This window comes from Aphanizomenon sp. UHCC 0183, from assembly GCF_009712065.1.
Lineage (GTDB): Bacteria > Cyanobacteriota > Cyanobacteriia > Cyanobacteriales > Nostocaceae > Dolichospermum > Dolichospermum heterosporum.
The window spans coordinates 40,513-66,971 of record NZ_VILC01000015.1 but is presented as its reverse complement, the minus strand read 5'-3'; the positions used below and the strand labels follow the sequence as shown (position 1 = coordinate 66,971).

Annotated in this window: 22 protein-coding genes and 1 pseudogene; 15 read left to right on the top strand and 8 right to left on the bottom strand. The window is 38.4% G+C overall.

Annotated elements, in window-relative coordinates; genetic code table 11:
- Positions 1 to 89 precede the first annotated feature (89 nt).
- Together FJR37_RS07520 and FJR37_RS07515 are read left to right on the top strand one after the other, a co-directional pair.
- Positions 90 to 359 (top strand): hypothetical protein, encoded by a 270-nt coding sequence (locus tag FJR37_RS07520; protein WP_168465697.1) that lies wholly within the window; start codon positions 90 to 92, stop codon positions 357 to 359.
- On the top strand, positions 359 to 802 hold the full coding sequence (locus tag FJR37_RS07515; protein WP_168465696.1) for a type II toxin-antitoxin system VapC family toxin: 444 nt from the start codon (positions 359 to 361) through the stop codon (positions 800 to 802). Before FJR37_RS07520 ends, FJR37_RS07515 begins: the two co-directional genes overlap by 1 nt.
- A gap of 221 nt (positions 803 to 1,023) precedes the next feature.
- Here the strand turns inward: FJR37_RS07515 and FJR37_RS07510 are convergent, their stop codons facing one another.
- The 3 genes from FJR37_RS07510 to FJR37_RS07500 form a co-directional block, all read right to left on the bottom strand.
- Positions 1,024 to 1,374: a DUF1257 domain-containing protein gene (locus tag FJR37_RS07510; protein WP_015081375.1), complete on the bottom strand. Its 351-nt coding sequence runs from the start codon at positions 1,372 to 1,374 to the stop codon at positions 1,024 to 1,026.
- A gap of 143 nt (positions 1,375 to 1,517) precedes the next feature.
- Positions 1,518 to 3,029 carry an AAA family ATPase gene (locus FJR37_RS07505; protein WP_168465695.1) on the bottom strand — a complete coding sequence of 504 codons (1,512 nt, stop codon included), beginning with the start codon at positions 3,027 to 3,029 and terminating at the stop codon, positions 1,518 to 1,520.
- Positions 3,030 to 3,119: 90 nt separating this feature from the next.
- Positions 3,120 to 3,467 carry a hypothetical protein gene (locus FJR37_RS07500; protein WP_053537560.1) on the bottom strand — a complete coding sequence of 116 codons (348 nt, stop codon included), beginning with the start codon at positions 3,465 to 3,467 and terminating at the stop codon, positions 3,120 to 3,122.
- Positions 3,468 to 3,885: 418 nt separating this feature from the next.
- On the opposite strand from FJR37_RS07500, the gene FJR37_RS07495 reads away from it, so the two are divergent.
- The 3 genes from FJR37_RS07495 (at position 3,886) to FJR37_RS07485 (ending at position 7,924) form a co-directional block, all read left to right on the top strand.
- Positions 3,886 to 6,390 carry a dynamin family protein gene (locus tag FJR37_RS07495; protein ID WP_168465694.1) on the top strand — a complete coding sequence of 835 codons (2,505 nt, stop codon included), beginning with the start codon at positions 3,886 to 3,888 and terminating at the stop codon, positions 6,388 to 6,390.
- Positions 6,391 to 6,409: 19 nt separating this feature from the next.
- Positions 6,410 to 7,393, top strand: coding sequence for a diguanylate cyclase regulator RdcB family protein (locus FJR37_RS07490; protein ID WP_168465693.1), 984 nt, complete (start codon positions 6,410 to 6,412; stop codon positions 7,391 to 7,393).
- Between the two features lie 87 nt (positions 7,394 to 7,480).
- Positions 7,481 to 7,924 carry a DUF29 domain-containing protein gene (locus tag FJR37_RS07485; protein WP_168465692.1) on the top strand — a complete coding sequence of 148 codons (444 nt, stop codon included), beginning with the start codon at positions 7,481 to 7,483 and terminating at the stop codon, positions 7,922 to 7,924.
- Positions 7,925 to 7,958: 34 nt separating this feature from the next.
- On the opposite strand, the gene FJR37_RS07480 is transcribed toward FJR37_RS07485, so the two are convergent.
- Both FJR37_RS07480 and FJR37_RS07475 read right to left on the bottom strand, forming a co-directional pair.
- Positions 7,959 to 8,300, bottom strand: coding sequence for a DUF86 domain-containing protein (locus tag FJR37_RS07480; RefSeq protein WP_039200189.1), 342 nt, complete (start codon positions 8,298 to 8,300; stop codon positions 7,959 to 7,961).
- Positions 8,290 to 8,580, bottom strand: a complete 291-nt coding sequence (locus FJR37_RS07475) for a nucleotidyltransferase family protein (protein WP_039200188.1) — start codon at positions 8,578 to 8,580, stop codon at positions 8,290 to 8,292. Before FJR37_RS07475 ends, FJR37_RS07480 begins: the two co-directional genes overlap by 11 nt.
- Positions 8,581 to 8,734: 154 nt before the next feature.
- Between FJR37_RS07475 and FJR37_RS07470 the strand changes: the two genes are divergently transcribed.
- Complete coding sequence (locus FJR37_RS07470; protein WP_168465691.1) at positions 8,735 to 9,691, top strand: patatin-like phospholipase family protein; 957 nt, start codon at positions 8,735 to 8,737, stop codon at positions 9,689 to 9,691.
- A 502-nt stretch (positions 9,692 to 10,193) separates the two neighbouring features.
- Here FJR37_RS07470 and FJR37_RS07465 read toward each other — a convergent pair.
- Positions 10,194 to 12,722 (bottom strand): mannose-1-phosphate guanyltransferase, encoded by a 2,529-nt coding sequence (locus FJR37_RS07465; RefSeq protein ID WP_039200186.1) that lies wholly within the window; start codon positions 12,720 to 12,722, stop codon positions 10,194 to 10,196.
- A gap of 1,226 nt (positions 12,723 to 13,948) precedes the next feature.
- On the opposite strand from FJR37_RS07465, the gene FJR37_RS07460 reads away from it, so the two are divergent.
- Positions 13,949 to 14,137, top strand: coding sequence for a hypothetical protein (locus tag FJR37_RS07460; RefSeq protein WP_174763400.1), 189 nt, complete (start codon positions 13,949 to 13,951; stop codon positions 14,135 to 14,137).
- A gap of 233 nt (positions 14,138 to 14,370) precedes the next feature.
- Here FJR37_RS07460 and FJR37_RS07455 read toward each other — a convergent pair whose 3' ends face one another.
- Complete coding sequence (locus tag FJR37_RS07455) at positions 14,371 to 14,640, bottom strand: YciI family protein (protein ID WP_072033641.1); 270 nt, start codon at positions 14,638 to 14,640, stop codon at positions 14,371 to 14,373.
- 474 nt (positions 14,641 to 15,114) lie between these two features.
- Between FJR37_RS07455 and urtA the strand changes: the two genes are divergently transcribed.
- Positions 15,115 to 16,431: an urea ABC transporter substrate-binding protein gene (gene urtA, locus FJR37_RS07450; RefSeq protein WP_168465690.1), complete on the top strand. Its 1,317-nt coding sequence runs from the start codon at positions 15,115 to 15,117 to the stop codon at positions 16,429 to 16,431.
- Between the two features lie 186 nt (positions 16,432 to 16,617).
- On the opposite strand, the gene FJR37_RS07445 is transcribed toward urtA, so the two are convergent.
- A complete protein-coding gene (locus tag FJR37_RS07445) occupies positions 16,618 to 17,607 on the bottom strand; it encodes a calcium-binding protein (protein ID WP_152608920.1) in 990 nt (329 codons plus the stop codon).
- A 464-nt stretch (positions 17,608 to 18,071) separates the two neighbouring features.
- On the opposite strand from FJR37_RS07445, the gene FJR37_RS07440 reads away from it, so the two are divergent.
- The 7 genes and pseudogenes from FJR37_RS07440 to FJR37_RS07410 form a co-directional block, all read left to right on the top strand.
- Positions 18,072 to 19,232: a branched-chain amino acid ABC transporter permease gene (locus FJR37_RS07440; RefSeq protein ID WP_027403486.1), complete on the top strand. Its 1,161-nt coding sequence runs from the start codon at positions 18,072 to 18,074 to the stop codon at positions 19,230 to 19,232.
- A gap of 51 nt (positions 19,233 to 19,283) precedes the next feature.
- Complete coding sequence (gene urtC / locus FJR37_RS07435; RefSeq protein ID WP_254434532.1) at positions 19,284 to 20,459, top strand: urea ABC transporter permease subunit UrtC; 1,176 nt, start codon at positions 19,284 to 19,286, stop codon at positions 20,457 to 20,459.
- Positions 20,434 to 21,195, top strand: a complete 762-nt coding sequence (urtD, locus tag FJR37_RS07430; RefSeq protein WP_168465689.1) for an urea ABC transporter ATP-binding protein UrtD — start codon at positions 20,434 to 20,436, stop codon at positions 21,193 to 21,195. Before urtC ends, urtD begins: the two co-directional genes overlap by 26 nt.
- A gap of 208 nt (positions 21,196 to 21,403) precedes the next feature.
- Positions 21,404 to 22,993 carry an iron uptake porin gene (locus FJR37_RS07425; protein ID WP_168465688.1) on the top strand — a complete coding sequence of 530 codons (1,590 nt, stop codon included), beginning with the start codon at positions 21,404 to 21,406 and terminating at the stop codon, positions 22,991 to 22,993.
- A 337-nt stretch (positions 22,994 to 23,330) separates the two neighbouring features.
- Positions 23,331 to 24,029, top strand: a complete 699-nt coding sequence (gene urtE, locus FJR37_RS07420) for an urea ABC transporter ATP-binding subunit UrtE (RefSeq protein ID WP_168465687.1) — start codon at positions 23,331 to 23,333, stop codon at positions 24,027 to 24,029.
- 351 nt (positions 24,030 to 24,380) lie between these two features.
- Positions 24,381 to 25,364, top strand: a complete 984-nt coding sequence (locus tag FJR37_RS07415; protein ID WP_168465686.1) for a hypothetical protein — start codon at positions 24,381 to 24,383, stop codon at positions 25,362 to 25,364.
- 454 nt (positions 25,365 to 25,818) lie between these two features.
- Positions 25,819 to 26,134: pseudogene (locus FJR37_RS07410) on the top strand (ISNCY family transposase); the annotation flags it as partial.
- Positions 26,135 to 26,459 lie beyond the last annotated feature (325 nt).

The window sequence follows — 26,459 nt, the reverse complement described above, 5'->3', positions numbered from 1 at the left end:
AACAGTAACCTAAGTGTAAATTGAGTTTTAATAATTACTAAATCTTACTGCCAGAAAGTTTTTATTTCTATACTTCCCTCTTACCCCCCATGACCACCATTAAAGAAAAACTCATTGCGTCAATTGAAAACGCACCAGAGCCTATTCTGGAACAAACCCTCGACTATCTCGAATATCTCAAAACTAAAATAAATGCTTCTGCTATTAAATCAAGCAGTATTCCTGTAAAAGATGGAGAACCAATATTACGCGGATCTAAAGCCAAAGATTTGCTAAAATTTGCTGGAACTTGGCAAGGTGATGACTTTGAGAAATGTCTCCAGCTTGTTTACGATACCCGATCTGAAGCCGAATTCTGATGTATCTTTTAGACACTAATCACTGTAGTCGCATCATTTTTGGTGAAACTAATCTCATCCAACAGCTAGAACTCCACAGCGAAGCCGGCGTTGCTACTAGCGTCATTGTCCGTGGAGAATTACTTTACATGGCAGCCAAATCTCAACAAACAGCGGCCAATATCCAACAGGTGAAAGCTTTTTTAAACACCATTGATCTCTACCCTATTAATTTATCAATATCAGACATTTACGGCGATCTCAAAGGCAAACTCATTAATACATTTGGTCCTAAAGAAAAAGCAGAACGGCGAAAATTTAATATCCAAACTCTAGGCTTTGGAGATAACGATCTTTGGATAGCGGCTACCGCCATTCACTATAATCTAACTATAGTTTCCACAGACAATGATTTTCGACGTATTCAGCAAGTTTACTCTTTTGCATTAGAGTCTTGGGTTTAAAATGTGTACTCAAATCCTGGAAATCCTGATATAGCTATGCCACGCTTCCCTATCAGACAATCTGCGTTTATCTGCGTTTATCTGCGTTCTTATCCTCTACATCCTTAAATCCTGTAAATCCTGATTCAGACAAATAAAGACAAATAAAGACAAAAAAAAGCGGGCTAACCGCTTATTAGAAGGTTAACCCGTTTCACTTTGGGAACGCGCTACAGAAATTGTTACTGCAATACCAACTTAACATTGGCATTTTGCAGACCACGCTGTTTTACTTCAGCCAAAGTCTTGTTAACGGCATATTTTTGATTGATAGAGTTGATCAACTCGGTCTGGTTGTGCTTCTTAGCGACACCCCATAAGTCAGCAATGAGGTCGAAAGAACCGTCACTGTTACGAGACCAACCTAGATCGTACTCGCCTTCCAATACAGCAACGATGTCGGAACGGAGACGCTGACCATTATAGCCACGAACATCAGCTTCAGTTTTTACACTGATACCTAAGTCGCGCAAAGAAGACTTGAGAATTTCGGCATCGGTGATCTTGGTACGCAGAGTGCTAAAGTGAGACATTTGGGTTTCCTCCAATAAGAAGATTGATGAGAAAAACGACAACGGTTCTTTTTCAGCGAAGCCGCATTAATTGGGAACGGCTTTTTTCTATCTGTTAGCCTTGTGACTAACCTTTCCCCCTGACAAACAGCAGAGGAAAGCTTTTAAAACTCCATGCGCTGATATTCAGCGACAGAGGAGGCTGCGGGTCTAGCACGCTGTCTGGCCCAGTCCCTTAAGGCTGTGACCTGTTCTTGCATCGTTCGTGACAGCGGCAAAGTAGACTTTAATGCAGCAATAATATCTAATTGGGTGAACTCCCGATCTTGGGCGAAGGCTTCATACATAGCCGCCACTATCGCTTGTTCAATTTCTGCCCCGGAGAAGCCATCGGACATTTTTGCTAGTTGTTCTAGGTCAAATCTAGCAATTTCCTCCCGACGTTTGGTCAGGTGAATACCGAAGATATCCTGACGTTCTTCCGGTGTGGGCAGATCCACAAAGAATATTTCATCAAAGCGACCTTTCCTTAAAAACTCTCCAGGTAGGCGTTCTACGCGGTTAGCAGTCGCCATGACAAACACTGGAGATTTCTTTTCCTGCATCCAGGTGAGGAAAGAGCCGAAAATTCTGTTTGATGTCCCCCCATCAGAATCGCCAGAACCACCGCTACCCGCAAAGGATTTATCCAATTCGTCAATAAACAGAATCGTGGGGGAAATTGATTCTGCCGTTTTCAGGGCGTTCCGCAGGTTGGCTTCACTTCGACCCACCATTGAGCCGTCGTAGACCCGCCCCATATCTAATCTCAGAATTGGTAAACCCCATAAACGGGAGGTGGTTTTGGCAATGAGTGACTTACCACAACCGGGAACACCGAGAATTAACATTCCTTTTGGTTGGGGCAACCCGTACTCTCTCGCTCTTTCGGTAAAGGCGTTGGAGCGTTGGGTAAGCCAAGTTTTTAATTCTTCCAAGCCACCCACAGCATCAATGGTTTCATCTTCTTCGATGTACTCCAAGATACCGTTACGGCGGATGAGTTGTTTTTTCTCGGATAAAACAATATCAACTTCATCTTCCGTCAATCGCCCAGTTGTTACCTGTGCTTTGCGGTAGACTTTCTCAGCTTCATCTTTAGTTAGACCTAAAGCGGCTCTGAGTAGTTTTTCTCGCGCCTCGGTTGTCAGCCGTCGTCCACGATTTTGCTCTTGATGGGCGGTTAAAACCTTATTTAACTCCGCCATGTCAGGCAATTGAAAATCTAAAACAACAACTTCTTTTTCTAATTCAATCGGAACTTGTTGCACAGGAGACATTAAGATAATGTTCTTTTGCGTTCCTTTGAAACTAGCGATCGCGTCCCGGAGCGATCTGGTTGTTGCCGGCGCATCAATAAAGGGATGTAAATCTTTAAGAATAAATATACTGGGTTCTTTTTGCCGAATAATCCAATCAATGGCTGCTTCGGGAGAAACAGTATTGTGTTGAGTTGTATTCCGGGGTTGACCGTACTCAACGATACCGTGAGTTACTGTCCAAATATATACTCGTCTTGGGGGTTTTAAATCTTGGGAGACTTTGAAAATTGACTGCTCTGCCCGCTCTTCCTCGGAGGTCACAAGGTAGATTAAAGGGTATTGAGCTTGAATTAAAATATTGAGCTCTTCTTTCATACTATCGACCTACTTGAGACCTTATAGAGACAGTACCGACCAGCGATCGCATGGCGTTAAGCCAGACTATTAATCATCATTAATTCCTATCTAACAAGGAACTAATTCTTCCTCACCCTTGGGATGGGTTTCTTCTTTTTCTCTACCATCAATAGATAGATGATCCTGACCGATGATTCCTGGTTGGTTGCCCAAGTTCACGAGTTCACCATCACGCAGTACCAGGGAAGTTTCACAGGTGGGACAGGAATAAATCCGGTGAGTTCGCCCATGAGAAGACGCTTCTATCTCTTCTACTACTTCTGAGTTGGTCAGGTAGAAACTGAGCGCTCGTTCTGCTAGGTCTGACATTGGTTCTGAGTCAACGGCAGAGCGAATTTTAAGTTTTCTGTGCAGTTCCGGTGATAAATATAACGTAACCTTTTGCTTAGTTTGCATACAACTTTCTAGTGGTCTTACCCGGGTATGTAACTACCTTATCGGCTCTTTTCTCAGTTGTCAAGATGGTAAAGCGTTTTAACTGCAATTTTGTTACATTTCGTAATATAACTAGGTTGACTAGGTTTTTTTGTCTGAATCAGGATGTCCAGGATTTCAGGATTTTCAGGATTTTGTCTGAATCAGGATGTTCAGGATTTTAGGATTTTCAGGATTTTGTCTGAATCAGGATGTCCAGGATTTCAGGATTTTCAGGATTTGTGTTTGGATTTTGATGATTTTGTCTAAAATATATTTCACAAAGAGTACATACCGCTGTGTGATAATGTGGTGAAAATATTATCTGCCGTCGTTTAGCTTCGTCCTGTGCGGTTTTAAGATTATTGTTGACGGTGATGCTTTCTAACATCTTAAATTTATGTCTAACAACCTTTTACAGCCTGATTCGGATGCACTACACCAGTCTGCTATTGATGTGATTACCCATGTCAGTAATGTGATGTCGGAAGGTTGTGCAATATTGAGAGAACATGATCGGTTGCTGGCGGAAAATCAGAGTGGGAATCGGTTGGGGGCTGAGATTAAGGCTATTGAAGAAGATATCAGGCACGTCAATGAGAAGCTGGAAAGGGTGAAGCGTAAAGAATTGACGATGACGATTGTTGCGCCAACCAGTGCGGGTAAGTCTACTATTATTAATGCGATCGCAGGACAGGATTTATTACCTAGTCGTAATGATGCGACGACGGTTTTACCTACTGAGATTGTTTTTTCTCGTAAAGTAACTCGTCCTAAATTGTTTCTGGGTAATGCTTTGATGACGCTTTTGCGAGACGTTTGGCGACAATTACATGAGAAATTCCAGCGAATTGGTTTAGATGAAGCAATTAAACAGGCTACTAAAAATGATTTTCCCCGCGAGGATTTAATTAGGGAAATTTTCAACAGTTCGGTTTTTCCTTTGTCTGAGGAGGTGAAATCCGATGATATTCAACCTGCATTAATCAAAATAAATAACCTACTGCGGTTGTGCGGTATTTTTGGCATATCTACAGAGTTTTTGTCCTCTTTGTCTGAAATTCCTCGGATTGAAGTTCCTTTTCCGCCACAATTATCATCTCTAAAAGATTCGGGTTTGGGGACTTTGGTGCTGGTGGATACGCCTGGACTTAGTGAGGATAAGTCTTTAAATTTACTGAATGTTGCCAAGGATAGACTTGATGTCACTTCTCTGGTTTTGGTGGTGGTGGACTATATGACAATTGGACAACCAGAGAACCAAAAAAAGGTCAAAAAGTTGGTGGATAAAATGGCTGCTGATAAGGGACGCGATCGCATTTATATCATCGTTAACAAAATTGATGCTCGTGATCCTAATAATCCTGACGATTTAACTGCTGAACAAATTTTAAGTTTGGTTAAAACTAAATATGAAATTGATGATCCTCAAAATCGAGTTTTTGAAATGTCGGCTATTAAAGGATTTTTAGCTACTAATTTTCAGCGTGAGAAAAAGATTTATCAGCCAACAGAATTACGGAAAAGGAAGAGTTTTGAGGCTCTTGGACAAAAGTATTATAGCGATTCTTGGGAAGATCGAAAAGAGGATATTTCTTTATCAGAAATGGATAAAGCAGCTAATAAGTATTGGCAAAAGTCTGGATTTGCTGATTTTATGGAAAAGGCGATCGCTCCTCTAGTACCTAGCATTAAGTATGCGTTAAAAGATATTAGTCAGATATTTACTTCTTTTCTGTCTTGTCTCAGCAAGCAGAAGGGAATACTTGAGCGACATATTCAACAGCTACAAGAGCAAATTAACTTTGTGGAAGCAGAGTTGAAAGAAGTAATATCAATTTATACTAGTCTTAAATGGCAGGAAGAATTTCTTTCTTCTATTAACAGCATATTCAACGAAAGTCAAGAAAAAAAACACACAGCCCTTCATGACTTTGAAAGTGAAAGTGAATTTCAGAAGTTTTTTGATCATCAGCTCGACATTTTATGTACTCGCTTAATTAAATTGAATATAGCAGAAGATAGTCGTCATTATTTAGTAATCATAAACCCTACATACATGAACGTATCTATGCTACAAGAGATCGTAAACTTTAATAGAATTTGCTGTATTAAAATTAATAAAATTTTTGATGAATTGTTTGATCAATTAAAAAATATCGAATCTCAATATGTTGAAGATGTCAATTACTATTTAAATTCCGACAATGTATTTATTCATGAAATTCACAAAAGAATGCAGAAAGAATTGAATCAAGAATTTTTATTGAATAAAGATAAATACACAGATTTCTATCAATATGCCAAAGAAGTAGTCAAGAAAAAATGCAATGCTTATGAAGCAAATATTAGTAAATATGAGGAACGGCTTAAAAAATATGAATCTAGCTCAACTATAGTAGGAAATGCAAAAATATATTGGGGTGAAGACTTGCCCGATTTTATAAACACAGGTTATGTATCATATGATCCAATGAATACACTTAATCCATATCGTCATCATTCCTATCAAAATTCAACATTAATCGAAATTAGTAGCAGAAGATTAGGAACAAAGACCGTGTATGTATATTTATTCTCTGAAGAAGTAGTAAGTGGCATTCGTAGTTCATACATAGACAAAGAATCATCCTTTGTCTCCGTAATAAATCTTTATTTTCATTCGGTGTCCGAGGATGAGTTAAAAAAGATCCTTGTCTCAACACTGGGAGAAGATATTACGATAATTCTTTGGAATCGTTATCATTTATTTAAAGAATATGAGGAATACTTGCGTCAATTAATTGAAACTAGCAAAAAAATACAAAATAGCTATACAATCATTGTAAGTCAGTACAAGCTACTTTTAGATAAAGCTGCTAATTTAGAAAAATACTTACAATATCAACAAGATTACTTAAAATAACATTAAATAAAAAACAAAAATGTCACTTATTTACTTTAACGATCTTCAAGAAAAGGAATCTAAAATTCCTATTATTACCGATAAAATACTTGTAGATTTGGTAAATTCAATCCAAGTCAATGACGATCTAATTAGTTTTCGCCAAAAGCAAGGATTATTTGGACAGTTTTTTGATAACCTTACAGGAGCAGATCGAAAACGTCAACTTGCTATAGATAAAAATGTCAATATAGCAATGCAATCTCTACACAGTTGGGTGTTAGATATTGCTAATAACTTGAATGTTAGTAATAACGCAATTATCACCATTGAAGAAAAATTAATAGAAACTCGTCAAGCAATCCGCAACCAGCGACAGGATATTAATTTACTTCAAGATATTGTCAAGCAATTGAAAGACAAAGTTGAAGATCACGAACATCGGATTCTGAAATTAGAACAACGAGTTTATAGAACAGAAGTTCAGCATAGAATTGAAGATGCGATCGCCGCATGGCAGTCAAAACGGACATATCAAGGCTTTCATTGGGCGATTCAAGTTGCTTTTGTCACCCGTGAAATAGTAGATTATGCTCTCGGTGATTACGAACGATTAATCACCAAAGGTAAAGACAGCCAACTGCGTCAGAGTATAAGCGATAGAATACTTGCAACGGACAACACAATCCCCGATAACCATTTTCCATTAACCAACCTCCTCAACCTGTCATATAGCGAAACATCCCAAGAAAACCAAGAACTTGCAGGTTATTTGTTGGAAGTAGAATCTATTTCGGAAGAAAGACTAGGGAAAACTCTCTATTTATTTACCCTTGGTAAAACCCTAGAATTAGCCCAACTACCCAAACAACAACAGCCCCAAAATCTAGCCCAAACCGCCTTTGAATTATGCCGTAACTACCCCAACGTGATGATTTATCCGACTACCAGCAAAAGAGAATTTGTGGAACGCATTGTGAATGAAACTGCAAGCGATAGATTAAATTTGATAACATTAGTCTAATCGCCCTTCGTAGGTTGGGTTGACAAAAGGAAACCCAACATTTCTAGACAAACAATATCCCCTCTCAAATTATTAAGAGAATAACCTATGACCACCACACTGTATGAAACCGACTTTAATCTTTGGATAGAACAAACTGTTAACCAACTCAAAAATGGACAAATTCAAGACCTAGATATAGAAAACCTAATCGAGGAAGTTCAATCAATGGGGAGCAATGACAAACGGGAAATTAAAAGCCGATTAATTGTTTTAATCATGCACCTATTAAAGTATAAATATCAACCAAAAAAGAAAACAAAAAGTTGGACTTCAACTATAATAACCCAAAGAAATGAACTCGAATTAGTCTTAGAAAACAGTCCTAGCTTAAACCCATTCCTCAAAGAGAATATATCCGAGTGCTATCAGAAAGCACGAAAAAACGCGGCAAGGGAAACAAAACTACCTTTAACTACCTTTCCCCTAGAATGTCCCTTCACGCCAGAGCAAATCATAGACTCTGATTATTTCCCAGACACAAATGCTTAATATAAAAGCAGTGCGATCGCCATTTTCCATTAACTTAAAATTCTTGAGAAATAATAATTAAAATGGCTGATTTCAAAGGACTAATTTTAGTTTGAATAATGTCCCAAATAATCTCATCTTCTAAGGAAAAATAAGCATGAACTAAAATATCTCTCAATCCAGCAATTTTGCGCCATTCAATATGTGGATATTTATTTCTTATTTCTGGAGGAATTTGTTTAACTGCTTCCCCAATCACTGATAAATTTCTAATTACCGCATCAAATCTTAATTCATCAGCAAAAAACCTATTATCATCTAATCCTTGAGTATAACGGATAATTTTATCACAACTAATTAAAATATCATCACAATAAAGTTTTAAACTACGCGACATAAATAGCGTCTTTTTCTACAGAACTAATAATTTGAGGTTTCAACATTTTCTTAGTGACTAAATCAACGGATAAAGATAAATTATCTTCTAAGAAGAATTTTAAGTCCATATATTGATCAAAGGTAACTTTTCCTTGAAATTCTACGAGTAAATCAAGATCGCTAGTATTTTTTGCTTCATCTCTTGCATAAGAACCAAATAAAGCTAAGGAAGTTACACCATAACTTTTGATCGTGGTTAAGTTTTTTTTCAGGAAGTTGATTAGATATTCTCTATTCATGATTATTACCTAATGTTTTTGGTCTGAATTAGGATTTAAGCATTCACAGCAATGTTTCAGATCCCCGACTTCTCTGAGAAGTCGGGGATCTTATTCTTGGAATATGTTACAATTTGCGTCATAAAATTAATAGATTAATAATTTAAATTATTACATGAAAGAAGCCAAAATCAAACTCGGATTGGTGCTGGCGGGTGGCGGTGCTAAAGGCGCGTACCAATCAGGCGTAGTCAAATACCTAGCAGAAATTGACTTTGCCCCTCTGATGATTGCAGGTACGAGCATTGGTGCGCTCAATGGTGCGATCCTCGCCTCTGGTACATCATTTAAACAATCAAGCGATCGCTTGTGGCAACTATGGAAAGAACTAGGTGAAGCCAACATTATCAACTGGCAGTTAGTTAAATATCCACTGCATTCCTTGGCACAATATTTACATTTCTCACAGGAAGACGCATCTCTGTGTGATCCTAACCCACTGGATAAATTTTTACGCTATGCCATCAATCCTCAACAATTGCGAGTAGGAATTGAACTCTGGGTAGCCGCGTTTCCCTCAGTACACAATTTTCTACCATCTTCACACAAAGCAGGTCAGATTGTCCCCACAATAGGCAATGCGATCGCCTCCAATCTTGGACAATCCGCCGAATATATTCATGTCCAATCAGCCAAAACCGATGAAGAAATTTATCAAACATTACTCGCCAGTGCTGCTATTCCTTTAGCATTTAAATCGCGCCAGATTGATGACAAGCATTATGTTGATGGTTGGCTAGGTGATAATGTCCCTCTCAAAGCCTTAGCAAATCGCGGTTGTACTCATGCGATCGTCATTCATTTAGGGAATGGGGAACTTTGGAATCGTCATGATTTCCCTAATCAAACAATAATTGAAATTCGTCCAACGGAAGATATGGGTGGTCTTAATACATTATTAGATTTCAGTCCCGAACGGATTCAACTCTTGCAAAACCGGGGTTATCAAGATGCTAAACGGATTCTTGAACCAATTTTACAAACACTGATGATCGAGCGATCGCGCCAAGAAAGTTTTGCGCGGCTTCAGGAAACATCAAAGCAATTAAGAGACGATCCACCAATATATTAATTAAAACTGAATGATGAAACAGCCTTGGGGTGCGGTACAAATAAACAAGGCACTGTGCGCTATGATTTCGGTTGTGGGGATAGGAATAATCTTTTGGGGGTGTAATGCTAATATACTAAACACAGGTGAGATTTAAACTTTTGCCAAATGACAAAGAACCCAGATGTGTAGGGGTTTAGCTCATGCTTTACCCCTACGTTTAGAATCAAACAATCAAGCCGTTTTGAGTATAACTCCCAGCTTCAAGAGGCAAGATGGAAGATATATAGGACTTGCTGAAAAAGTTGTCCGTGACGGCAGGGAAATCTTAACTCTTAACTGGGAACAGTTTCAGCCATCTGGATATCCTCAATTTTCTAAATCCGACCCAGGAAAATGCACCAATTTTGAGACACCATCAGCCAAAACCTTGCACCTTCTTGTGATAAAAATCAGCGAAACCCTTATTAATGAAAGGTTTCAGTTTTACATGGCTAACGCCACGCTACGCTATCAGCAAGCCCTACATATCCAAACGGTAATTTTCCTGTTCGCGTTCCACAAAATACTGGACACGGGCGCGGTAATCTCTGAGAGTTTCATCAACCCAATCCCGATCGCTACTGTTAACATAGAGATGGACTAGGGGTTCACTAGCATCAGGTAAAACCAATAGCCAATTGTCATCATAGGGCTGGCGAATTTTCACGCCGTCAATTAACTCCAGATTCTGGGCGGGGTGAGTTTCCACCAAATAACGCATTAACGCCCCCTTAGCAGTCCAAGGACAGCGGACTGTGTAGGTTCTATTAATGACACGAGGTAATTCGGAACGCACGGTTGCCAGCGATCGCTCTTGAATAGTTAACATTTCAATCAGCTTGGCAATACAGAACATCGAATCAAACCCTGGATGTAATTGCGGAAAAATAAACCCAGTTTCCCCACTCCCACCCAAAACCACATTGGGATTTTTTTGACAAGCTTCCATTAAAGCCGTCGGATTCGCTTTAGTTCTAATTACATTACCATCATGACGATGGGCAACCAATTCCACCGCACTAGAAGCATGAACCGGTACAACTACCGAACTTCTAGGGTTAGCAGTTAACATCATATCCACCATCAAAGCCGTCAGCATTTCTCCGCGAATGGGAAAACCCGATTCATCAACTAAAATCAGTTGTTCCCCATTAGCTGATACCTGCACGCCAAAATTAGCGTTCACCGCCTCCACAACGTGACCTAATTGAGTCAATAGTAATTCTCTATCAGCATTGGAAATTGCCGTTTTATTCAAACTAGCATTTAACACCACCGCATCAGCCCCAAATTTATCCAACATTTGCGGCAAAACTGCCCCGGACACAGCGTAAACATAGTCAATTACCACTTTTGCCCGACTATTACGCAGAGTATCCAAATTTAATAACTTTTCAAAAGCCTTGCCATAGCAGTCCATTAATTGACTGGAATATACCACATCACCAATTTCATGACTTTGGGAACGGCGCATATCTTCCTTAAAATACGCCCCCTCAATTTTCTTTTCTTGGGCTTTAGAGATGTTAATGCCCTTAACATCCATAAATTCAATCAAGATATAATCACGGCGTTCTGGGTGAACTCGGACATGAATACCCCCTGCTACTGACATTGTGGGGATCACAGTTCGAGCGATGGGAATAGCGGTAGTATCTAGGTTCTGGACATCTACACCGACAGACATTAAACCCGCAATTAAAGACCGTGTTACCATCCGGGAAACATTGCGTTGGTCACGGGAGACTGTCACCATTGAACCAGGTTTTAAAGTCGAACCATAGGCAGCCCCCAACTTCACCGCAAACTCTGGAGTAATATCAATATTGGCTAATCCCTGTACCCCGCGCTGTCCAAATAAATTGCGTTGGGCAGTATTTCCCCAAATCAGATTAATATTTAAAACTGCACCAGACTCAATCTTTTTACTTGGCCATACCCTCACCCCAGGGCTAATTTGCGCCTCTTCTCCCACCGTAGACAGCGAACCTACCACAGCCGCTTCTAAGACATGAGCGCGTCTATCTACACGAGTACCGCGACCAATTACGCAAGCCGATAACTGGGCTTCGTCGCCAACAATTGCCCCATTCCAAATAATTGGTCTTTTTAAATGAGCATCAGCCCCAATTGTCACATTATCACCAATTACTGTCCCATCCTCAATTTTTACCCTTGCGCCAATGCGGCAATTATTACCAATTACGGCTGGGGTTTCAATTTTGGCTGTAGGATCAATATAAGTATTTTGTCCTACCCACAAACCGGGAGCAATTTCTGGATAAGCCACTTTTAAGTTAACTTTCCTTTGTAAAGCATCATACTGGGCTTCTCTATAGGCATCTAAATGACCCACATCACACCAGTAGCCATCAGCAACATAACCGTAAATTGGCTCGTCTTTGGCTAGTAATAAGGGAAATAAATCTTTGGAAAAATCGCATTCAGTATGTTCTGGTAAATAGTCTAAAACTTCTGGTTCTAAAATATAAGTGCCAGTGTTGACAGTATCAGAAAAGATTTCGCTGGTGGAAGGCTTTTCCAAAAATCGGTTAATACGCCCTTCTGTATCCGTAATTACCACACCAAATTCAATGGGATTAGGCACACGGGTTAAAATTAAAGTGGCTTTTGATTGTTTTTGTTGATGAAATTCAATGGCAGCATTCAAATCAAAATCTGTGATACTATCACCGCTAATGACTAAAAAAGTTTCATCTAAAAGTTCAGTAATATTTTTTACACAACCTGCCGTACCTAATGGTTGATCTTCTTCAATAGCATAGGTCATTTGTACGCCAAAATCACTGCCATCTTGAAAGTAATCACGGAGAACATCTGGTAAATAATGTAATGTGGCAATTACTTCATAAATCTGGTGCCGTTTGAGGAGATTAATGATATGTTCAGCAATGGGACGATTTAAGATCGGAACCATTGGTTTGGGTAAATCGCAAGTCAAAGGACGCAACCGTGTTCCTGAACCACCTGCCATTAAGACTGCACGCATAAATACTCCTAAACTTGACTAAAAACATGATATTTTTCTTCTTCTAGTCTCTTATAGTTATTGAAATTTCAGAACCTTCCATAAGAAACATCTCTTAAAGGAGTCACTGAGTCAGGAGTCAGGAGTATGGCTAACGCCACGCTACGCTATCAGGACTATGGCTAACGCCAGGCTATGCCTTCGGCACACTACGTGAACGCTATCAGGAGGAAGAAAGAAGTTTCTCCCCATTGGTGTCAACTTAACGTAAAATCCATAGTCCGACTGGGAATGAATTCCCAGTCTCATAGCAAAAGTCGTCTCAAGACGACTCAATAACTAGAAAATTTTTGAAATTGTTGAGTTTACTTTAGAGAACTCCACAAAAAGAAATGCCCAACTTCGTGGGATGGGCATCCTGCCCGTCCTTGATGATTAGCGGGCTTTTCGTCCCGCACCACAAGAAATTTTTGGGTATTTTTTTAATTGGAAGTCCCTTAGAGAACTCCACAAAAAGAAATGCCCAATGTCATTCTGTTCGCGCAGCGTGTCAGAGGGATTACGAAACGAAGTGTAGTGAAGAATCTCTTGAGATGCTTCGTTTCGCTTCGTTTCGCTACACTCAGCATGACAAAACAGGATTATTTATTTTGTGGCTTACTCTAATTCATTTCTGGGCGGGTCTGTCAGCCAAACAAATAAGCCATCTGTAGCTTAAGGGACTTCCAGGAAATAAATTATCCCAATAAATAAATGAACAAACGAACCACAGAGGCACAGAGAACACAGAGAGAGAAGAAATAGGGAGGGTTTTTGCGTTAGTTTTGGGACATTTTTTTATTTGGAAGTCTCTAAGTTGACACCAGTAGTTCCTCCCCTGTTCCCTGTTCCCTATTCCTTATCGTTTCAAAATTCTGATTCGTCTAGCACCTATAAATCTTTTACCTACTGATAGGAGAAAACTAGAACAATGCAGTAGAACCCCATAGATTTAATTGTCAAGGTACAGATTACAGTTAGGCAGTTAGGTTTTTATACAGGTTGATTACCTTTCCTGTCAATTGAGATTATAACATCAAATATAATTAACTTATCACTGGGGGATAAATCCTCTCTTGCAGCTTTCATCCCCGGCTTACGAGACATTGATCTCTAAAAATTTTGGGGATTTTTAGGGATCAATTCCGGGGTTTTTAGCCTATCTTCTTATAAGATGATGTCAGTTATTAAGGAAGTTGATGGTAATTATGAATTTACTTGTTTTCGGAATAATCGTGGTTTATCTCGGTGGTGTGTGGAAATTTTGGACTGGATTTGGTAGGACTAATTTTAATCAAACTTTACCTAATCGGATCGGTTTGGCTGTGCTATGGCCTGCTTTGTTTTTAGCTAATTCATCCTATCGTCGCAATTTTCAAAAGGCACTGAAGGGTTGAAGAAGGAGTCAGGAGTCAGTAGCCAGGAGTCAGAATCAATCAGTCGAGGATTCAAACCTGCGACTGATTAAAGACAACCAAATCTACGATTTGGTGGGGGTCTTAAACCCAGTTATTCATCCGCCACTCGCACAGAATTCATTCTGAATTCTGACTCCTGAATTCTGTTCGATAATTAATTCGTAATTACCCATTACGAATTAATTATTTTCGTTAAAAATTGTGTTAAGGGGCTAAAAAGCCTGAATCCATTCTTTAACAGAATACTCTGTCCAAATGCCGTTTTGCCAATAGGGATCTGATTCCACTAATTGACGAACGGTGTTTTCGTCTTCAGCTTCGTAAATAGCAAAAACTTGAGTTACATCTTTTGTTGGACCAATGGTAATTAAAATTCCAGATTCTTTCTGTTGTGCTAATCCGGCTAAATGGTCTTGACGATAGGGTTCACGTTTGCTGAGAACGTCTTCACAATAGCTTCCCCACATGATGTATTTTGTCATAATTTCTGATTTGATTATTGATACTTCTTAAAAAATATAGCAACATGAGGTTTTTTAAGATAGAGATTGATGATCAAGTTTTTAATTTCACCAATATCCCTGTATACTTAACAGGAATCTGAGAATCTATACAGATATTTATAATTATATGAGGTAGATCCTAACCTGCTAGTCGCTGGCGGGGAGGTGGCTATGTATGTGGCTATTAAGTAATTGGACAAAAATATTTACAGTCATTGCGAGCGAAGGGAAGCAATCACAACCCTTGGAATTGCTTCATTTCACTTCGTTCCATATGGCTAACGCCACGCTTTGCTAACGCAATGACATTGTGTAATTAATTCTGTCTCACTACTTACACCAATCTTGAGGTATATTTTTATTAAAATAAATTACGATTTTGTATAACAAATCACAGTTTAATAGTTAAATATAGAACTAATATCTCACTTTAAAAGATAACTAATCAAAAATATGGGTAGGCAATTTAACCGACGTAAGTTTCTGCTTTACAGTGCTGTAGGTGTTGGTAGTAGCATTTTTTTAAAAGCTTGTGCTAATAACTCTCCAAATACTGCGAATAGTCCAGCAGCATCCACCAGTACATCTCCCATAGCTGGTACTACTGGTAAAACCATCAAGATAGGTATTTTACATTCTCTCAGTGGGACAATGGCTATCAGTGAGAAAAGTGTGGTAGATGCGGAAAAATTAGCAATTAAGGAAATTAACGCTGCTGGGGGTATTTTAGGTAAGCAAATTGAAGCAGTTGTTGAAGATGGCGCTTCTAATTGGGACACCTTTAGAGAAAAAGCTACTAAATTGATTGACCAGGATCAAGTAGCTGTAGTTTTTGGTTGTTGGACTTCTGCTAGTCGCAAAAATGTCAAGCCAGTTTTCGAGAGCAAGGATCATATGCTCTGGTATCCTGTGCAGTATGAAGGTCAAGAATGTTCTAAAAATATTTTTTACACTGGTGCAGCCCCAAATCAACAAATTGAACCTTCTGTTGATTGGTTGTTGAAGAATAAAGGTAAAGAGTTCTTTTTAGTAGGTTCTGACTATGTTTTCCCCCGCACTGCTAATAACATTATTAAGGCTCAATTAGAGGCTTTAGGTGGGAAAACTGTGGGAGAAGATTACTTACCTTTGGGTAATACGGAAGTAACAGCTATTATCACTAAAATTAAGCAAGTTTTACCCAAAGGTGGTGTAATTTATAATACCCTTAATGGTGATAGTAATGTTGCTTTCTTCAAACAGTTGAAAGGAGCGGGATTGACACCAGATAAGTATCCTTCCATGTCTGTGAGTATTGCGGAAGAGGAAGTTAAAGCCATTGGTGTGGAGTATCTAGAAGGACATTATGCTGCTTGGAACTATTTTCAAACAGTAGACACACCTGCGAACAAGAAATTTGTGGCGGCTTTTAAGAAAGAATACGGTGAAGACAGGGTAACAAATGACCCAATGGAAGCGGCATACATCGCCGTGTATTTATGGAAGCAAGCGGTAGAAAAAGCAACTACAACTGACTTAGCAAAAGTCCGGGCTGCGGCCTATGGTCAAACTATAGATGCACCTGAAGGAAAAGTGACTGTTAATGCCAATCATCACATATCAAAAATTGTGCGGATTGGTCAAGTCAGAAAGGATGGACTATTTGACATTGTTTATGCTACTCCCGCACCAGTTGAACCAGTTCCTTGGAATCAATTTGTGAAAGAGACCAAGGGATTTGCTTGTGATTGGTCAGATCCTGCAAAAGGTGGTAAATACAAGAATGGTTAATTTGGTGGTCAGTTGTCAGGGGTTAGTAATACTCAAAACGGCTAGAAACTGGACTTTTTTATCATACAAATAACAAGCCTCTCTAGTATTAAATATTATTCCTTAACCCTCTCCTCTTAGGAGAGGGTTAAGGAAAGTGATTTAGGTGAAAATAGCCCCCCAATCACAGAAAGAGAGCTTAGGCACTTAGATAAAGAAGCTACTAACAGCAATAGTACCCAAAGCTGGTAATATACCACTATATCCTGTGATATTCACCAATAGGTCATTGCCTAATTGGAAACCAGCCACACCATCATTAATGACCAAATAAGTTCCGGCAATACCGGAAGTGGTGACACTGACTAAAGCTGCACTATTTACACCTAAAGCCTGATTATCAGATAATCCTCCGTTAGCATCAATAAATACACTATTGGCCATATTTATTAAGGTAGTAGCTGTACTATCAGCAGCACGAGTGAAGGCAGTGGGAGCCTTCATAGCTACACCCAAGGAGGTCAACAGGTCAATTTTGTCAGTGCCGATGGCAAAGTCGGTAATTCTTTCTGCTCCTAATACTGGGGATTGTCCAAATTGGAAAACAAAGGTATCGCTTCCTGTTCCACCTGTGAGGGTGTCTGCACCTAAACCACCGTTGAGGGTGTTATTGCCACTATTACCAATGAGAGTGTTATTACCTGCGTTCCCTGTGCCGTTAATTGCGGCTACTCCTGTGAGGGTGAGGTTTTCTAGATTATCTCCCAAGGTATAAGTGACAGATGATTTAACTGTATCTGTTCCCTCATTGGCTTTTTCTATGATGGTGTCAGTAGTAGTATCTACCACATAAACATCATTACCTAAACCACCAATCAAGGTATCAATACCATTACCACCGTTGAGGGTGTTATTGCCACTATTGCCTGTGATAGTGTTATGCAGACTGTTACCCGTACCATTAATATTGCTGCTTCCTGTCAAGGTCAGGTTTTCCACATTATTAGGTAAGGTGTAGGAAATAGATGCGTTGACTAAATCAGTTCCTGCGTTGAGAGCTTCGGTAACAATGTCACCTATATGATTAACGGTATAAGTATCGTTGCCGGCAAGTCCAATCAGGGTATCTGGACCATCTGTACCGATTAAGGTGTCAGCGTTATAAGTTCCAAACATCATTTTGTAAATGGTAGTCATAAGAATCTCCTTGATTTTTTGCTTGCTTAAATTTCGTTAAAATATCACAATGGAATTGTATCATGTCCGTCTAATCACTTACGATATAGTTTGTCATTTTTTCATGGTAATATCCTTAATTACTAAAAGCTAAAAGATAAGTAGTGAGACAGAATTAATTACACAATGTTATTGCCTAAGCGTTGCGTTAGCTGTATGGAACGAAGTGAAATGAAGCAATCACCAGGGCTGTGATTGTTTCCCTTCGCTCGCAATGACTGTAAATATTTTTGTCCAATTACTTAAAGAGGCGAGAGTAAAGAAGTTTTCAGCGATTTTACGTTTGTTTGGTTTTATTGTGTTCACCTACTTATTCATATTTGTACTTCGTTTAGTGGCAATTTGCTGTGAGGTGAAAATAACTAAAAAACAACTGACAACTGACAACTGACTATTAGGAATAAATTGATAATTGCAGGGATAAAATGTTAACAGGGTTCTTGGAAGCTGTATTTAATGGTGTTAGTATTGGCGCTGTTTTATTAATTGCTGCGTTAGGATTAGCGATCATATTTGGCTTAATGGGTGTCATTAATATGGCACATGGTGAGCTAATGATGTTTGGCGCTTATACAACTTTTGTCGTGCAAAATGTTTGTAAGCAATTGGGTGGGGTTTGGTTTGAAGTTTATATATTTCTGGCTTTGATTATTGCTTTTGTTTTCACTGCTGGTGTGGGATTAGTTCTGGAAAAAAGTGTAATTCGTTATCTCTATGGACGACCTTTAGAAACTCTGTTAGCAACTTGGGGCGTAAGTTTAATTTTTCAGCAGTTTGTTCGCAGTGTCAATTTATTATTAGTCATGGGGATGGTTTTGTTTTCTGTTTTGTTTTTTGGGGGTTTATGGATTTTAAATTCTCGGAATAATTTACAGAAAATTCGTAACTGGGTTGTGGGAGTTTTACTATTTTTGTCACTAGGATTGACAATCACAATTTGTAATTTATTGAGTAAAACCTATCAGCAAGCGGTAACTTTACCTTGGTTCGGCGCTCAAAATGTGGATGTTACAGCCCCTAGTTGGTTACAATCTGGTGTATCTTTAGCTGGTGTACAATTACCTTATGCCCGGTTATTTATTATTGTTTTGACGATTATTTGTGTGGGAGGAATTTATCTATTTTTGCAACGTTCTCATTGGGGATTAAGAATTAGGGCTGTTACTCAAAATCGCAGTATGAGCGCTTGTTTGGGTATTCCCACTCAAAAAGTTGATGCAATTACTTTTGCACTGGGTTCAGGGTTAGCTGGTGTGGCTGGATGTGCAATTAGTTTACTCGGTTCTGTCGGACCAAATACTGGACAAAATTACATTATTGACACCTTTATGGTGGTGGTTGTCGGTGGTGTGGGTAATTTAGCTGGTACGATTTTGGCAGCTTTGGGAATTGGGACAATTAATTATTTGATTGGTTCGGGAACTTTGGCTTTGTTGTTGGGTGCGGTCAAGCCTTTGGCTGATTTATTTAGTTTTTTTGCAACTACAAGTATGGCTAAGGTGATGGTTTTTGCGTTAATTATTGTGTTTTTACAGTGGAAACCTGGCGGAATTTTTCCCCAAAAGGGTCGTCATGTTGATGTTTAAATTATGGGAAATTAAACGCAGATAAACGCAGATAAACGCGGATTTTAGAAAATGGATAAGTTAGAAATGATGAAAATTAAAAAGGGGCGAAGTTTAATATTAGTTGAAGTTGGGGTCGTTTGTGCGATCGCTTTAATTTTGATTTTGATTATGCCGGTTTTACTTTCAGATTTTCGTCTGAATTTATTGGGACGATTTTTGTCTCTGGCTATTGTGGCTTTGGGAATTGATTTAATTTGGGGTTATGCTGGTTTATTGAGTTTGGGACATGGGATTTTCTTCGGTTTGGGTGGATATGCGATCGCTATGTACCTAAAATTGCAAGTCCCCACGGGGGAGTTACCGGATTTTATGTCCCTTTATGGTGTTATGGAACTTCCTGGATTTTGGCAGCCTTTTTCTTCTTTTCCCCTGTCTGTGGCTGCTGTGGTGATGATTCCGGGTTTGTTAGCAGGACTACTAGGATATTTAGTATTTCGTAATCGCATTAAGGGCGTTTATTTTTCGATTTTGACTCAAGCTGCAATTATTGTATTTTTCAATTTTTTTAATGGACAACAACAATTTTTTAATGGCACAAATGGGTTGATAGATTTTACCACTTTTCCGCCTTTGTCTTGGGGAGTCAATGGCAGTGGTGCTATAGTTAGTGATAACAAAACTCAATTTGTTTTTTACGTCTTGACGGTGGTATTTTTGGCGGCTACTTATGGGATTTGTCGCTGGTTAACTAGTGGACGTTTTGGTAGATTATTAATAGCTATTCGTGATGATGAAAGTCGGGTGAGATTTTCTGGTTATGACCCCACAGATTTTAAAGTCTTAGTATTTGCTGTTTCGGGAGCAATTGCTGGTATAGCTGGGGCATTTTACACCGTTCAAAGTGGTTCTGTATCCCCTAGATCCATGGATATTGGCTTTTCTATTGAAATGGTGATTTGGGTGGCTGTGGGGGGAAGAGGGACATTAATCGGGGCAGTTATTGGCACTTTATTAGTTAATTATGCTCGGACTTTTTTAAGTGAACAATTCGCGGAAATATGGCTATTTTTTCAGGGTATACTATTATTAATAATCGTCATTCTGCTTCCTGATGGCATAATGGGATGGTTAAATCAACAAAATATCCCTTTTGGGAAACGTCAGCAATTAAAAATTTCTGATACCTATCCTAGTTTAGAAGAAGACATAGAAGTGAAACATGAACGCCAAAATCTTAGAAACTGAAAATGTCACCGTTAGTTTTGACGGTTTCAAAGCATTAAATCGCCTAAATTTTAGTATGAATGTTGGTGAATTGCGCGTAGTAATTGGTCCGAATGGTGCAGGAAAAACTACTTTTTTGGATGTAATTACAGGTAAGGTGCAACCAACCATAGGCAAAGTATTATTTAAGGGTAAAAATTTACGTTCTTTAGCCGAACATCAAATTGCACGGATGGGAATTGGGCGCAAATTTCAAACTCCACGCATATATCTTAATTTAACACCTTTTGAGAATTTAGAAATCACTAGTAATCGTCAGAAAAATGTCTTTTCTACCTTGTTTCATTCTATCAATTCTGCGGAAAAAAATAGTCTTAAAGGCTTATTAGAAACAATTGGTTTAACTGCAAAAGCAAATATTCCAGCGGCTTTATTATCCCACGGAGAAAAGCAACGTTTGGAGATTGGAATGTTAGTAGCACAATCTCCTGATTTATTACTTGTTGATGAACCAGTGGCTGGTTTAACAGATGAGGAAACCTATAATATTGGTAATTTATTATCAACATTAGCCACGAGTCATTCAATTTTAGTGATTGAACATGATATGGAATTTGTGCGACAAATTGCTAAGAAAGTTACAGTATTACATGAGGGTTCGGTATTGTGTGAAGGCGATTTTGAGAAAGTCAGAAATGACCCCCGCGTTATTGAAGTATATTTGGGAAAACAGGAAGAGAATCATACCCCCCCTTAATCCCCTCTTGTAAAGGCATCACTGACTTCAAAAATAGTTACAATTTGGCGATAAAATAGCCCTAAGTTTAGGCTATTTAAGTGGTAGAATAGTAATCTAGTGATTGGTGCTTTGATAACTACTTTTAGTTTCTAGGTTCCAAATTAGAGTTGTTAAGAATAATTCTTAATAGCTCCAATTATTCGTAAAAAACCAGGTGTGAAGAAAAATGCAAAAGTTCTCAACATATTTACTTGCTAGTTCGACTGTTATCAGTGCCATACTATGGACAAGTTCTGGAGTCTTGGCTGAAGCAATACCAGCAAATAATCAACTCCAGACTGACACTAATTCTCAACAATTAAATATAAATAATCAACAAGAGGTAATATCTCAAGTTACCTCCGTGTCTCAGTTATCCGATATCCAACCTAATGATTGGGCATTTCAGGCATTACAATCATTGGTAGAACGCTATGGATGTGTTGCAGGTTATCCTAACGGGACTTTTCGGGGTAATCGGGCGTTGTCACGATACGAATTTGCGGCTGGTTTGAATGCTTGTTTAGATCGAGTCAATGAATTAATTGCTACTGCTACCGCTGATTTAACGACAAAACAAGATTTAGCAACAATCCAAAAGTTGCAAAATGACTTTTCCGCAGAACTAGCAACCTTAAAAGGGCGTGTAGACACTGTAGAAGCCAAAACTGCTGATTTAGAAGCCAATCAATTTTCAACTACCACAAAACTGCAAGGACAGGTTGTTGCGGTTGTTAGTGGTGTTGTTTCTGGTGATAAAGTTGGCACTAATAACATTACTAACAAGAATACGACATTAGGTGCTAGAACTAGACTGGAGCTTGTCACCAGTTTTACTGGAAAAGACACACTGTTTACCAGGCTAGAAAGCAACAATATTAACAATTTTGGTCTTAATACTACAGAAGGTAAATTGTCCTTTGCCAGTGGCACACCTAATAACAATGTTTCCATAGGTGCGCTTTCCTATGGATTCCCCCTTGGTAAAAATACTTATGCCAACATCATAGCCAATGATGGTATAATTCTCGACCTTGACAGCACATTGAATCTATTTGATGGGAATGGTGGGTCTGGTGCTGTGTCCGCATTTGGAACCAGAAATCCCATCTATGCCCAATTGGGTGGGGCAGGACTAGGTGTAAAACAAAACATCGGTAAAAATTTAACTCTCAGTTTAGGTTACTTAGCTAGTCAACACAATAACCCTACTCCCGGAAATGGGTTGTTTGATGGTCCCTACGGCGGTTTAGCACAATTAACAGTCAAACCAAGCGATCGCATTTCCCTTGGTTTAACTTACATCAATTCCTATAACAAGTCACTGGCTACAGGTAGTAATAACGCCACGTTTACCAATCTTGCCTCTGGTACAAACTTTTCCAGTAATTCCTACGGTGTGGAAGCATCTTTAGGTATTACGAAGCAACTTGTTTTAGGTGGTTGGGCTGGATATACCAATAGTCAATTTTTGACTGGTACCAAAGGAAAAGCGGAAATTTGGAACTATGCTGTTACTTTAGGTTTACCAGATTTGGGTAAAAAAGGTAACTTAGCTGGTATTATATTTGGTATGGAACCAAAGGTCACGAATTCTACTGTTACTGGAATTACTAAAGATCCAAATACCTCTTATCACGTTGAGGGATTTTATCAATACAAGGTCAGCGATAATATCACCATTACCCCCGCTGTAATTTGGCTAACAGCCCCAAATCACGATGATAGCAGTAGCAATTTAGTAATTGGTGCTTTGAGAACTACTTTCAGTTTCTAATCATAGCAATTAGAGGATGTTTGAAAAGTGGTATTCCGTAATTTTCATCACATTGCTACCCCCCTTTCCCCTTGTAAAGGGGGGAAACAATAAAAATCCAGTTCCCTCCCCTTTACAAGGGGAGGGTTAGGGTGGGGTAAAAAATATTTGATACATCAACCATAACTTTTCAAACACCCTCTTAGAGAACTCCACAAAAAAGATAATCCAATCTTGTGGGATGGGCATCTTGCCCGTCCTTGTATTATTAGTGTACACACAAGTTTCTTGACAAGGGGAGGGGGATGGTGGGCTAAAGTTAGGAAAAATTAAAATAGTTAATCAGGTTAATTTTATAATGCTAAAAATTTCTAATCTTAACGTTCATTATGGTGAAAGTCATATTATCAGAAATGTAGATTTAACTGTATTACCAGGACAAATGGTATGTTTAATTGGACGCAACGGGGTGGGAAAAACAACCATGCTAAAAACAATTATTGGCTTACTCAAACCCAGCAGCGGAATTATTAATTTTGCAGGGGAGATAATTAACGGTAAACCAACTTATGAAAGGGCGAAAATGGGTATTGGTTATGTGAGTCAGGGAAGGGAAATTATCCCGCGATTAACAGTTAAAGAAAATCTGCTTTTGGGATTAGAAGCTAGACAAAAACCAGTCAAAAAACCAGAAATTCCTTCAGAAATTTTTAGTTTATTTCCAGTATTAAAAACTATGCTTTCTCGTATGGGTGGAGACTTAAGTGGTGGACAACAGCAACAATTAGCGATCGCTCGTGCTTTAATGGGAAAACCACAACTACTCGTATTAGACGAACCAACGGAAGGTATTCAACCCTCAATCATTTTGGAAATTGAAGCCGCAGTCCGTCAGATTATTGAAACCACAGGAGTTTCCGTCTTATTGGTAGAACAGCACCTGCATTTTGTCCGTCAGGCAGATTACTATTATGCTATGCAAAAAGGGGGGATTGTTGCTTCCGGTCTAACTCAGGAACTTAGTCAAGATGTGATTCAAAGATTTTTAGCGGTTTGATTAATATTGATATTACCCATTTCAACTTTAGTCGTAAACGAATACAACGCGCTTAGTATAAATCAAAAGATGGTAGGCTGATTCATTCGGAAGAGAATATATAGAACCCATTTGGGATCTTTTTGGCACAGCGATCGCTAAAAAATGTAAACTGGATATTTGTAGTTGCAATTACACAGAAAGTTTAATTAGTGGAAAATGCCATTCTCAAGCAGTTTGACAGATAAGGAATGGGAAATTATTGAGACCCTGTTACCGAAAAAGAAAAAACGAGTCCGTCAATTTGTGAGATTATGATGGGAAGAAAGCCGACCATTAGATATGATTTTTCTTTAAGTCCCGCTAATCAAGATGAATTCACACAACCAAAAAAACTCGCACTTACACCAACTACCTGGAGAAGTTGAATTATACATCAACGATGATTTTACTATCAGTGTAGAAAGAGTAAATCAATTTGTTCTAGCAGAATTTGAGCATGAAGTTATTCAAAAGCAATTGTACTATCATACAAAAGACCATTTGATTGCTGTACAACAACGCGCTCAATTAATTTTTCAGGCAATTCGTCCCTATTTGTCAGTAGATATAAAGACAATTAAGAGAATGGAATTACTCTTAGATGTTTGTGCGATCAGCCATGATTTATTGCAAATTTTTATACCCCATGAACCCCACACATCCAGACGGCGACAAGCAGGTGTCAGTGAGAATGCCTCTGTTGTCAAGCTATTTGACTATATTCAAGTTTTAAATCAACAAATATCGGCATCTAACCCAGATAGTACGGCACTTTTTACTGATCTAGATTTGGCAATTATTCAAGAAGCCATCATCGCCACTATTTGCGATTACGATACTACAGAGCAAGCCATTTATCAACCCTCTCTTTATGATCAAAATCCATCTATCTCATTAGTAGCTCGGATCATTACTTTAGCTGATATTGGTTCTTTAGGTATGGAGGGAATAGGATCTTACAATCGGGAGGGTGGCTTACTCTTTTTAGAAGAAAATCCAGATATTATTCCTATTATTCAAAATCAAAGTGTGGGAACTCTGTCCAGAGATAATCCAGAACTTTATGAAAATCTGAGACAACGATTACTAAGACGGACAAAATTTCAGGTTAACTTTGCTAAATCTCGGTTAAATCGTCTCTTAAATGAGTTATCTCCCTTTCCAGTAGCCGCCATACCCATTTTAACTCAAGAAGTCTTTAAGTATTTAAATCTAGAAACTATCAAAGAAATTGAAGCAGCAACCCGGACGGATGCAGAAACACCTTTAGAAGTATTAATCAGCTTTTTTGGATTTGAGCGTCTGCTCAAGTAACACATTAAGTCAAATAATTTTGGATTCTAGTAGAACACGGCATAAACAAGACAACTATGAAAGGCTACAAAAATTTGATCAGCAATTCTCATTTTGAAAAAAATAAAGTATTAGCCCCGATTTTGGAATTCAAAATATAGTACAAAGTAACTATTTGTTAGCCATTGCCTCAGGGCAAACGCATCTTATTTTTAGAATGCTTACTGTACAAAGGTTTTGACGATTGTTTAGTTTTGTAACTAAAAGTTGAAACCCTTGCTGGACATGGATTACAGAATTTAGGTGCGTTTGCCCTGGCCATTGCCTCTGGCTAAAAAAACAGTCGGGTTGAAAAATAAGTATGAATACTCAATAAACTAGAGAGATTGCTTGACAACGAATGGGGAAAATCCAGTTCATCGTTCGGGTTTTAGAATAGGGAATCCAAGGGAAATAAAAATTTATAATTGTTGTCAAGAAAATCATCTACCAAAATAATTGGATTACTAATCATAAAATCACTGAAAATAATGTTGAAAAAATTGTCAAGGCTGCACGCAGCAGATGGAAAGTTGAGAATGAAGGGAATAACGTTCTTAAAAATCACGGTTATAATTTAGGGCATAACTTTGGTCATGGAGAAAATCATTTGTGCGAGTTATTATTGTCTTTGAATTTATTAGCTTTTTTATTTCATACTGTTTTAGATTTAGTTAATTATACCTATCAGAAAGTTCGTGAGTTATTAGTAACTCGAACTTCTTTTTTTAATGATATGCGTAGCCTATTAAAATTTATTTGGTTTAAAGATTGGTCGGATTTTTTCTCATTTATTCTCAGGGAATATGTCCCATTTAAAAAAATAAATTCTGGTTGAAAAATGTCAATATATTGAAAGAGGAGGAGAAAGTTATTTATTCAAAAAACTATAAATTTGCTTAGAATTTCAGCTAGATTGGTAAGTTGAAATCAATTCTTCATGTCTAGATTTTTAAAGATTTTTAAAAACCCATTTATCTCCAGCGTCGGATGATAATTATCTATCAAAAAAGAATAATTTAATACAGGGTTTACACTTAAATTAAGAGAATTTTATCTTATTTTTTTCAAAATCAG

Bases quoted from the DNA above. Each gene is read 5' to 3' on its own strand.
- FJR37_RS07520 (WP_168465697.1), top strand. From the start codon at position 90: ATGACCACCATTAAAGAAAAACTCATTGCGTCAATTGAAAACGCACCA.
- FJR37_RS07515 (WP_168465696.1), top strand. From the start codon at position 359: ATGTATCTTTTAGACACTAATCACTGTAGTCGCATCATTTTTGGTGAA.
- FJR37_RS07510 (WP_015081375.1), bottom strand. From the start codon at position 1,374: ATGTCTCACTTTAGCACTCTGCGTACCAAGATCACCGATGCCGAAATT.
- FJR37_RS07505 (WP_168465695.1), bottom strand. From the start codon at position 3,029: ATGAAAGAAGAGCTCAATATTTTAATTCAAGCTCAATACCCTTTAATC.
- FJR37_RS07500 (WP_053537560.1), bottom strand. From the start codon at position 3,467: ATGCAAACTAAGCAAAAGGTTACGTTATATTTATCACCGGAACTGCAC.
- FJR37_RS07495 (WP_168465694.1), top strand. From the start codon at position 3,886: ATGTCTAACAACCTTTTACAGCCTGATTCGGATGCACTACACCAGTCT.
- FJR37_RS07490 (WP_168465693.1), top strand. From the start codon at position 6,410: ATGTCACTTATTTACTTTAACGATCTTCAAGAAAAGGAATCTAAAATT.
- FJR37_RS07485 (WP_168465692.1), top strand. From the start codon at position 7,481: ATGACCACCACACTGTATGAAACCGACTTTAATCTTTGGATAGAACAA.
- FJR37_RS07480 (WP_039200189.1), bottom strand. From the start codon at position 8,300: ATGTCGCGTAGTTTAAAACTTTATTGTGATGATATTTTAATTAGTTGT.
- FJR37_RS07475 (WP_039200188.1), bottom strand. From the start codon at position 8,580: ATGAATAGAGAATATCTAATCAACTTCCTGAAAAAAAACTTAACCACG.
- FJR37_RS07470 (WP_168465691.1), top strand. From the start codon at position 8,735: ATGAAAGAAGCCAAAATCAAACTCGGATTGGTGCTGGCGGGTGGCGGT.
- FJR37_RS07465 (WP_039200186.1), bottom strand. From the start codon at position 12,722: ATGCGTGCAGTCTTAATGGCAGGTGGTTCAGGAACACGGTTGCGTCCT.
- FJR37_RS07460 (WP_174763400.1), top strand. From the start codon at position 13,949: ATGAATTTACTTGTTTTCGGAATAATCGTGGTTTATCTCGGTGGTGTG.
- FJR37_RS07455 (WP_072033641.1), bottom strand. From the start codon at position 14,640: ATGACAAAATACATCATGTGGGGAAGCTATTGTGAAGACGTTCTCAGC.
- urtA (WP_168465690.1), top strand. From the start codon at position 15,115: ATGGGTAGGCAATTTAACCGACGTAAGTTTCTGCTTTACAGTGCTGTA.
- FJR37_RS07445 (WP_152608920.1), bottom strand. From the start codon at position 17,607: ATGACTACCATTTACAAAATGATGTTTGGAACTTATAACGCTGACACC.
- FJR37_RS07440 (WP_027403486.1), top strand. From the start codon at position 18,072: ATGTTAACAGGGTTCTTGGAAGCTGTATTTAATGGTGTTAGTATTGGC.
- urtC (WP_254434532.1), top strand. From the start codon at position 19,284: ATGGATAAGTTAGAAATGATGAAAATTAAAAAGGGGCGAAGTTTAATA.
- urtD (WP_168465689.1), top strand. From the start codon at position 20,434: ATGAACGCCAAAATCTTAGAAACTGAAAATGTCACCGTTAGTTTTGAC.
- FJR37_RS07425 (WP_168465688.1), top strand. From the start codon at position 21,404: ATGCAAAAGTTCTCAACATATTTACTTGCTAGTTCGACTGTTATCAGT.
- urtE (WP_168465687.1), top strand. From the start codon at position 23,331: ATGCTAAAAATTTCTAATCTTAACGTTCATTATGGTGAAAGTCATATT.
- FJR37_RS07415 (WP_168465686.1), top strand. From the start codon at position 24,381: ATGAATTCACACAACCAAAAAAACTCGCACTTACACCAACTACCTGGA.